5 protein-coding genes and 1 pseudogene are annotated in these 7,616 nt (G+C 65.7%); 3 read left to right on the top strand and 3 right to left on the bottom strand.

The genetic code is table 11. From position 1 onward, the window contains the following. Positions 1–62: 62 nt before the first annotated feature. Positions 63–470 (bottom strand): hypothetical protein, encoded by a 408-nt coding sequence (locus CQY20_RS32565; RefSeq protein WP_109789780.1) that lies wholly within the window; start codon positions 468–470, stop codon positions 63–65. A gap of 1,358 nt (positions 471–1,828) precedes the next feature. On the opposite strand from CQY20_RS32565, the gene mshB reads away from it, so the two are divergent. Next, positions 1,829–2,713 (top strand): N-acetyl-1-D-myo-inositol-2-amino-2-deoxy-alpha-D-glucopyranoside deacetylase, encoded by an 885-nt coding sequence (gene mshB, locus CQY20_RS32560; RefSeq protein WP_097945271.1) that lies wholly within the window; start codon positions 1,829–1,831, stop codon positions 2,711–2,713. Between the two features lie 113 nt (positions 2,714–2,826). Further along, on the top strand, positions 2,827–3,246 hold the full coding sequence (locus CQY20_RS32555; protein ID WP_097945269.1) for a hypothetical protein: 420 nt from the start codon (positions 2,827–2,829) through the stop codon (positions 3,244–3,246). 4 nt (positions 3,247–3,250) lie between these two features. Here the strand turns inward: CQY20_RS32555 and CQY20_RS32550 are convergent, their stop codons facing one another. Further along, positions 3,251–4,357: a hypothetical protein gene (locus tag CQY20_RS32550; RefSeq protein ID WP_097945267.1), complete on the bottom strand. Its 1,107-nt coding sequence runs from the start codon at positions 4,355–4,357 to the stop codon at positions 3,251–3,253. Between the two features lie 218 nt (positions 4,358–4,575). Between CQY20_RS32550 and CQY20_RS32545 the strand changes: the two genes are divergently transcribed. Further along, positions 4,576–7,155: a bifunctional FO biosynthesis protein CofGH gene (locus tag CQY20_RS32545; protein WP_163701646.1), complete on the top strand. Its 2,580-nt coding sequence runs from the start codon at positions 4,576–4,578 to the stop codon at positions 7,153–7,155. 20 nt (positions 7,156–7,175) lie between these two features. Here the strand turns inward: CQY20_RS32545 and CQY20_RS32540 are convergent. Then, positions 7,176–7,529, bottom strand: a pseudogene (locus tag CQY20_RS32540) (DUF1353 domain-containing protein); the annotation flags it as partial. Positions 7,530–7,616 lie beyond the last annotated feature (87 nt).

Genomic DNA, 7,616 nt, shown 5'->3' with positions numbered 1-7,616 from the left:
ATAACTGGCAATCCAGGTGGTCCCATCACCCTGGCAAAAATCAGGTCACACTGGTCCCATCCTCATGGCAGGCGACAGTCGGTGTTATCGACCAGGTTCTGAAGGGCCGTACCAACAGCTCCTGGACCGCTGATGAGAGGACCGGCGAGGCCAAGCGCGGTTTCCGCCAGCAAGCTGCGTGCGAGCACTTCCGCGATCGGCGGCGGCACGGCGAACGCATTCTCGATGACTGGGGCTAGAAGTGGTGTCGCCAGTTGCGCTATTGAGACATCGAGCTCGGCAAGCCGGAAAAGCACCGCATTTATCGACTCTTCGATGGTCGCAGTGAGCTGAACCGGTCGCTCGACCTGTGCCGCCGGGTTGGCAACTCTTACATCTGGCGGCGTCGGCGCTATCGGCGCGACAGCGATGACGCTGGCTCCTACGAGGGCCACACCAGTCGTGACATATGGGCGAAGTGTGACGTGCATGGCGACCTCCCTGAGCCAAGCTGTGATCTGAGACTCAGGAATCTATTGCAGAATTTTCATCTGTTTCTCAGGTTCGGACACCGCCGCGCCCGCGTAGTTGCGACGGCAAGGGATTGTCTTAGGGCACTGAAGTAGCTGATCTTGACAGGTACCCAGCGAACTTGAGGCTGAGACGACGCCTACCGCCAGCCGGTGTGGACGTCATCGTCAGGGCCGACACGCGAACGCCACGAAACTCCCCTGAGCAGACTTGAGAAGAGCTAATTCGTAACTGCACCTGCGAATCTCATGCTTGATCGGCATCCGCGGATACAGGATCATAGTGGCGGTCATTAGCAGAACCCTCGGCTAGCCTGCGGAATTTCCGACCCGCGAGCCCCAATTCCGGCAACGCTCATTACCTCAAATGCCAACTAGTCGGCGAGTTAACTAACGGTGGTGCAAATAGCGATCGCCACACGCAGATTGCCGCCATACGACACACCGCCGACAGCGATCAGGAGTTTCAGCAGCCTCGGCTGCACCTCCTTCCACACATGAATCGGCCCCGCTGCCGAGCGGCTGGTGTGAATGCCATTGGCAGCGGGGCCGATACAGAAGGCGATGAGTGTTACCTCAGCGACGGCTCCCCTCCGTCACCCGGGCCCCCGGTCCCCGGGTATTCGCCTCCTCGACCACAGCCCTTAGGTGACCGCGCGAAGATTGCTACACAGGCTGTTGCGTAGCGCGGGATATATGCGGTCATCACCCCTCGTTCAGGCTTCCTAGTTCGTGCTGTCGCGGACAAATCTATTACACGTTTGGTCGCAGCTTAATCAGTTTTCACACGGTAGTTGCGGAAACAAAGATAGTTCGTGACCAGGTAACTTAGCCGCTGTCGGGCTCGTTGCAGCTTGCTGCGGTTGTTAGCAAAGAATTGCACTTTAAGCAAGCCGTCTTATAAATATGCGGGCCATCCACCGGCCTGCTCACAACTACCAAACATCCAGGGGTTGCTGGAAATCAAGATCGCCGACCTAGTTAGCTGTTCAACGTGCCAGTTTGTCGCCAACGCAAGATTTGCATCTACACATATTGACGCGAGTGAACCATTTTGAGAGTTTGCTAGCGGCGCCAGAGCAGATCTCTCAAACTGGTCGTTCCGCGAGCGCCGTGGCAAGCACGCGCAAAGTCGACAGCATCTCGCATTGAGTTAACTGAAATCGTTCTAAAAGTTCTCTGAGCTGATTAGTTACTGCAAGGACTATGTCGCTGATAGACCCCGCCCTCCCGACCGGCAGCTAGCAGCGCACACCTGCGGCCCGCGGCAACCGTCCCCACGGGCAAGTGCCGAGGTCGGCCGGTATGTTCGGAAACTGATGCCTTCGCACGAGACGCCCCGTTTGCTCTTCGTACACGCGCACCCCGACGACGAGACGCTGACCACCGGCGGCACCATCGCGCGCTACGCCGCCAGCGGCGCCGAGGTCCACGTCGTCACCTGCACCCTCGGCGAGGAAGGCGAGGTCATCGGCGACAAGTACGCGCAGTTGGCCGTCGATGCCGCCGATCAACTCGGCGGGTACCGCATCTGCGAGCTCACCGCCGCTCTCAACGCGCTTGGCGTCAAAGAGCCGATCTTCCTCGGCGGCCCCGGCCACTGGCGCGACTCCGGCATGGCCGGCACCGAACCGCGCCGGCATCAACGATTCATCGATGCCGACATGCGCGAGGCCGTCGGCGAACTCGTCGCGATCATCCGCCAGCTGCGCCCGCACGTCGTCGTCACCTATGACCCCAACGGTGGTTACGGCCATCCCGACCACATCCAAACCCACCGCGTCACCTCTGCCGCCGTCGACGCTTCCGGCGGAGACGACTACCCCGGGCAGCCGTGGCGCGTGCCCAAGTTCTACTGGACCGTCGTCGCCAAGACCGCAATGGCGAAGGGCCTGAACGACCTCGGCGACCCGCCCGCCGAGTGGGCGCGCGTCAGCATCGACCACCTGCCCTACGAATTCTTCGACGACAAGATCAACGCGGTCGTCGACACCCGCGCCCACGTCGGCGCCAAACTCGCCGCGCTCCGTGCGCACGCCACCCAGGTCGCCGTGGCACCCGACGGCCGGTCGTTCGCGCTGACGAACAACGTCGCGCTGCCGCTGTTGACCGACGAGCACTTCATCCTCGTCGCCGGCGAGCCCGGTGAACGCGACGACCGCGGCTGGGAGAGCGACCTCCTCGCGGGATTGCACCTCGGATAGACAACACTGAGGCGGTACGCTTCGACCGAGTGGCCGCAGACGCAAAGGACAGTCATGGACCAAGACCTGGATCCGAACCTGCAGCACTGGCAGGACCGATTCGACAACTTCCAGTGGGTGGTCGGCTCGCTCGTCTCGGTGCTCGACAGCATCCCGACCTGAGCTCGTCGCCCGACAACACTCGGGCATTGCGCGTCGTCGTCCTCACGCTGCTGGCCATCGACGGCGTCATCTCGGCGGTGCTGGGGTCCTTCTTCCTCGCGCTGCGCATCGGACCTGTTCCCTTTCCCATCAGCGCGTTGCTAGCCGGCTTGCTCAACGCCGCACTGGTGTGGGCAGCCCTGCAGTGGACGTCCTCGACACGGCTCGCAGCATTACCGCTGTGGACCTGGCTGGCGACCATCGCGGGTCTGACCCTGCCCGGACCGGGCGACGACGCCGTCTTCGGCACTGAATGGCTGTTGCTGTTGCTGATCGCCCTCGGAACGTCGCCGCCCGCGCTAGTGCTATTCCGCCACAACCAGTCGCAGTAGCCGTCTACTTGTCGTCGGTGTCGCCCGAGCGCTCCTTGGAGGACTGCCGCGCATCCTTGGCCGCCTGCCTTGCATCCTTTGCGGCCTGCCGCACGTCCTTGACGACCTTCCTCGCGGTGGCGCCGAGATTCTTGATCGCAGCGCCCGACGTCGTCGTGGCTCGACCGTCCGCACCGCCTCGGCCCTGCAGTGCCCTGCCAAAATCGGTGACCGCTTTGATGACGGGCCCGCGCACCTCGCCCTGAGCCCGCACTACGCGGTTGCCGTCGACGTCCGCTGCGCCGGCCAAGAGCGTCGACCGGGTTGCGCGTCGCTCCGCGACCCTGTCGCGCACGACGTGGGCCACACCTTCAACCCCGTCTCTAACCACTTCGGGAACCGTCTTCTCGCCATCGACGACGCTTCTCAGCTGGCGGACCGCCGTCGCCGCCACACCCGTGCCGGTCGTCTCGCCGGGCGTGAGCGCTGTCGCGGACGTGGTGACCGTCTGCGTCTGGGTGAACCACGGCAGGGTCGGGATCTGCGGCGGCGGGAAGGGAAGCGGCGGCAATAAGCCCCAGCCCCAGGCGATCTCGGCGTTCAGGAAGCCGATGCCCGCGTTGGCCGAGTCGAGGACGACGTTATTGAGGCCCTGCAAGAAGGTCTGCGAACCGCCGACCCAGTCGGCGATGTTGAAGGTGATGGTCCTGGCGACCGGCTCGATGAGGCTGTTGTAGAAGATCTGGATCTGGTCGGCTGCCACCCAACCGAACGGCAGCCAGCCGACGGCATACGCCGCCACGTCGACTCCGTAGTCGACCCAGTACTCGACGAAGTTGTAGGCGTCTTTGATGGCGTTGCCCAATCCGGGGAACGCAATCAAAGCCGTCGGCGCCGGCGCGTCGACGACCAGCGGTACCGGGCTCGAATCGGGCGCGGTGCGCTGCGCGGCCGCAATCCACGCCGTCAACGCGGCGCGGTCCAACGGTGGTCGCGGCTCCGTCGAGAAGTACGCGGCGGGGATGGTTTCGGTTCGGGTCGGCACGGGCTGCACCGTCGGGGCCACCACGAGCGTTCCAATGGTGATGCTCGCCACTCCGGCCGTCAGGACTGTGCGCGCGGAGACCCTCATGGCTACTCCTCTGGAAAATGTGGCCCGACCTGGATGAAGGTACGCGCGCCTGGGCGTCGGCGTCGGCAATTGGACACCTTGATTTGCTGGCTCGGCCAAGGGGACCGCGGCCTCCGTTCTTGCGCGTGCGCGGACTACTGTGGCCGGTATGCCTGGCGTCGATGTTTCAGAATGTGAGACGTGCGGATGATGCTCGACGAACGCGGGGTTACACAGGAGTGGCTCTGAACCCTCAGCATGGCACCGATCTGCCCAGCCCGATGATTCCACCGAAGTCCGGCGCGCCCAACCCGTCCGCCTTGCGGCGCGTACTGCGGCGCGCCCGTGACGGCGTATCCCTCAACGTCGACGAGGCCGCGATCGCCATGACCGCCCGCGGCGAGGACCTGGCTGATCTGTGCGCCAGCGCCGCCCGCGTCCGTGACGCCGGCCTGACATCGGCGGGTCGCCGCGGCCCCAACGGTCGGCTGCCGGTCAGCTACTCGCGCAAGGTGTTCATCCCCGTCACCCACCTGTGCCGGGACACCTGTCACTACTGCACCTTCGTCACCGTTCCGGGTCGGCTGCGCGCCCAGGGGCTCGGCATGTACATGGAACCCGACGAGATCCTCGACGTCGCCCGCCGCGGCGCCGAGCTGGGTTGCAAGGAGGCGCTTTTCACGCTCGGCGACCGGCCGGAAGCACGCTGGGAGGAAGCTCGCCAGTGGCTTGATGAGCGCGGCTACGACTCGACGCTGGACTACGTGCGCGCGATGGCGATCCGGGTGCTCGAGGAAACCGGGCTGCTGCCGCATCTGAACCCCGGCGTCATGAGCTGGTCGGAGCTGTCACGGCTGAAGCCCGTCGCCCCGTCGATGGGGATGATGCTGGAGACCACCTCGCGGCGCCTGTTCGAGACCAAGGGCCTGGCGCACTACGGCAGCCCCGACAAAGACCCCGCGGTGCGGTTGCGGACGCTCGACGACGCCGGCCGGTTGTCGATTCCGTTCACCACCGGCCTGCTGGTCGGCATCGGCGAGACGCTGACCGAACGCGCCGAGACGCTGCACGCAATCCGGCGCTCGCACAAGGAGTTCGGTCACGTTCAGGAAGTGATCGTGCAGAACTTCCGGGCCAAGGATCACACCGCGATGGCCTCGGCGCCGGACGCCGCTTTCGACGACTTCTTGGCGACGATCGCCGTGGCCCGCCTGGTGCTCGGACCCAAGATGCGCATCCAGGCGCCGCCGAACCTGGTGTCGCGAGACGAATGCCTGGCCCTGATCGGCGCGGGCGTCGACGACTGGGGTGGCGTATCGCCGCTGACGCCCGACCACGTCAACCCCGAACGGCCGTGGCCCGCGCTGGACGAACTCGCCGCGGTCACCGAGGAGGCCGGCTACGACCTCGTGCAACGGCTCACCGCCCAGCCGCAGTACGTGCAGGCGGGCGCCGCCTGGATCGACCCACGTGTGCAGGGACACGTTGCGGCGCTTGCCGATCCGGACACCGGCTACGCGCTGGACATCAATCCCGTCGGGCGGCCGTGGCAGGAGCCCGACGAAGCATCGGAGTCGCTGGGCCGCGTCGACCTGCACTCGGCGATCGACGCCGAGGGCCGACTCACCGCCACCCGCAGCGACCTGAACAGCGCCTTCGGTGACTGGGAATCCATCCGGGAGAAGGTCGGCGAATTGATCGCGCGGGCACCCGAACGGATCGACACCGACGTCGCGGCCGCGCTGCGTTCCGCCGAGCGCGACCCCGCCGGCTGCACCGACGACGAGTATCTGGCGCTGGCCACCGCCGACGGTCCTGCTTTGGATGCCGTTGCCGCATTTGCGGATTCACTGCGCCGCGACACTGTCGGCGACGACGTCACCTTCGTCGTCAACCGCAACATCAACTTCACCAACATCTGCTACACCGGCTGCCGGTTCTGCGCGTTCGCTCAGCGCAAGGGCGACGCCGACGCCTACTCGCTGTCCACCGCCGAGGTCGCCGATCGGGCCTGGGAAGCGCACGTCGCAGGCGCGACAGAGGTGTGCATGCAGGGCGGCATCGACCCCGAACTCCCAGTCACCGGATACGCCGACCTGGTGCGCGCGGTGAAGGAGCGCGTGCCGTCGATGCACGTGCACGCGTTCTCGCCGATGGAGATCGCCAACGGCGTCACCAAGAGCGGGATGTCCATCCGCGAGTGGCTGATCAGCCTGCGCGAGGCTGGACTCGACACGATCCCCGGCACGGCCGCCGAGATTCTCGACGACGAGGTCCGCTGGGTGCTGACGAAGGGCAAGCTGCCCACCTCGATGTGGATCGAGGTCATCACCGCCGCCCACGAAGTGGGGTTGCGTTCGAGTTCGACGATGATGTACGGCCACGTTGACACCCCCAAGCACTGGGTGGGCCACCTGCGCATCCTGCGCGATATCCAGGACCGCACCGGTGGCTTCACCGAATTCGTGCCGCTGCCGTTCGTGCACCAGTCGTCGCCGCTGTATCTCGCGGGCGGCGCGCGTCCCGGCCCGACGCACCGCGACAACAGGGCGGTCCACGCGCTGGCGCGGATCATGTTGCACGGCAGGATCTCCCACATCCAGACGAGCTGGGTGAAACTCGGCGTTGAACGCACCCAGGTGATGCTGCAGGGCGGCGCCAACGACCTGGGCGGCACGCTGATGGAGGAGACCATCTCGCGGATGGCGGGCTCGGAGTTCGGCTCGGCCAAGACCGTCGAGGAGTTGGCGGCGATCGCCGAGGGCATCGGTCGCCCGGCCCGCCAGCGCACCACCACCTACGCGCCGCTGGCCGCATAGACCGTCAGGTCTTCAACTCGTCAGGTCTTCAACGGCAACGGCACCGGCGGCTCGTCGGGCACCAACAGCGCGACGAACGACTCGAGCAGCCAGAACGCCACCGTCGAGACGGCGATCGCGATCACGGGCAGGATGACGATCGGCAGCGCGATGAGCAGCAGCAGCGGCATCGCGACCAGCGCGTCCTGCCACCACCCGGCGCCGCCCTTGCCCCGCAGTATCGACGCCATGCGCACCGCGGCCCACATGATCCAGCGCCGCAGCAGGCCGATCCCGTCGCGCCGCATCTGCCGCCGGAAGCAGGTGTCGGCTTGACGCGCATCGACGCCGAGACGCTGCGAGTACCGCAGCAGATAGTCGTGTAGGACGGCCGCCCTGGCGTAGTGGCTATGTCAACTCGAATTGGCCCCGGCTGGGCGGTTCGAAGTGGCCCCGCCCGGGGAAGGCTGGAGTTGCCGTGC

Origin of the sequence: Mycolicibacterium agri, from assembly GCF_002553505.1 — a bacterium.
Lineage (GTDB): Bacteria > Actinomycetota > Actinomycetes > Mycobacteriales > Mycobacteriaceae > Mycobacterium > Mycobacterium agri.
This window is presented reverse-complemented; position numbering and strand designations above follow the sequence as displayed.

Excerpts from the sequence above, each read along its gene's own strand:
- CQY20_RS32565 (WP_109789780.1), bottom strand. The coding sequence starts at position 470 with ATGCACGTCACACTTCGCCCATATGTCACGACTGGTGTGGCCCTCGTA.
- mshB (WP_097945271.1), top strand. The coding sequence starts at position 1,829 with ATGCCTTCGCACGAGACGCCCCGTTTGCTCTTCGTACACGCGCACCCC.
- CQY20_RS32550 (WP_097945267.1), bottom strand. The coding sequence starts at position 4,357 with ATGAGGGTCTCCGCGCGCACAGTCCTGACGGCCGGAGTGGCGAGCATC.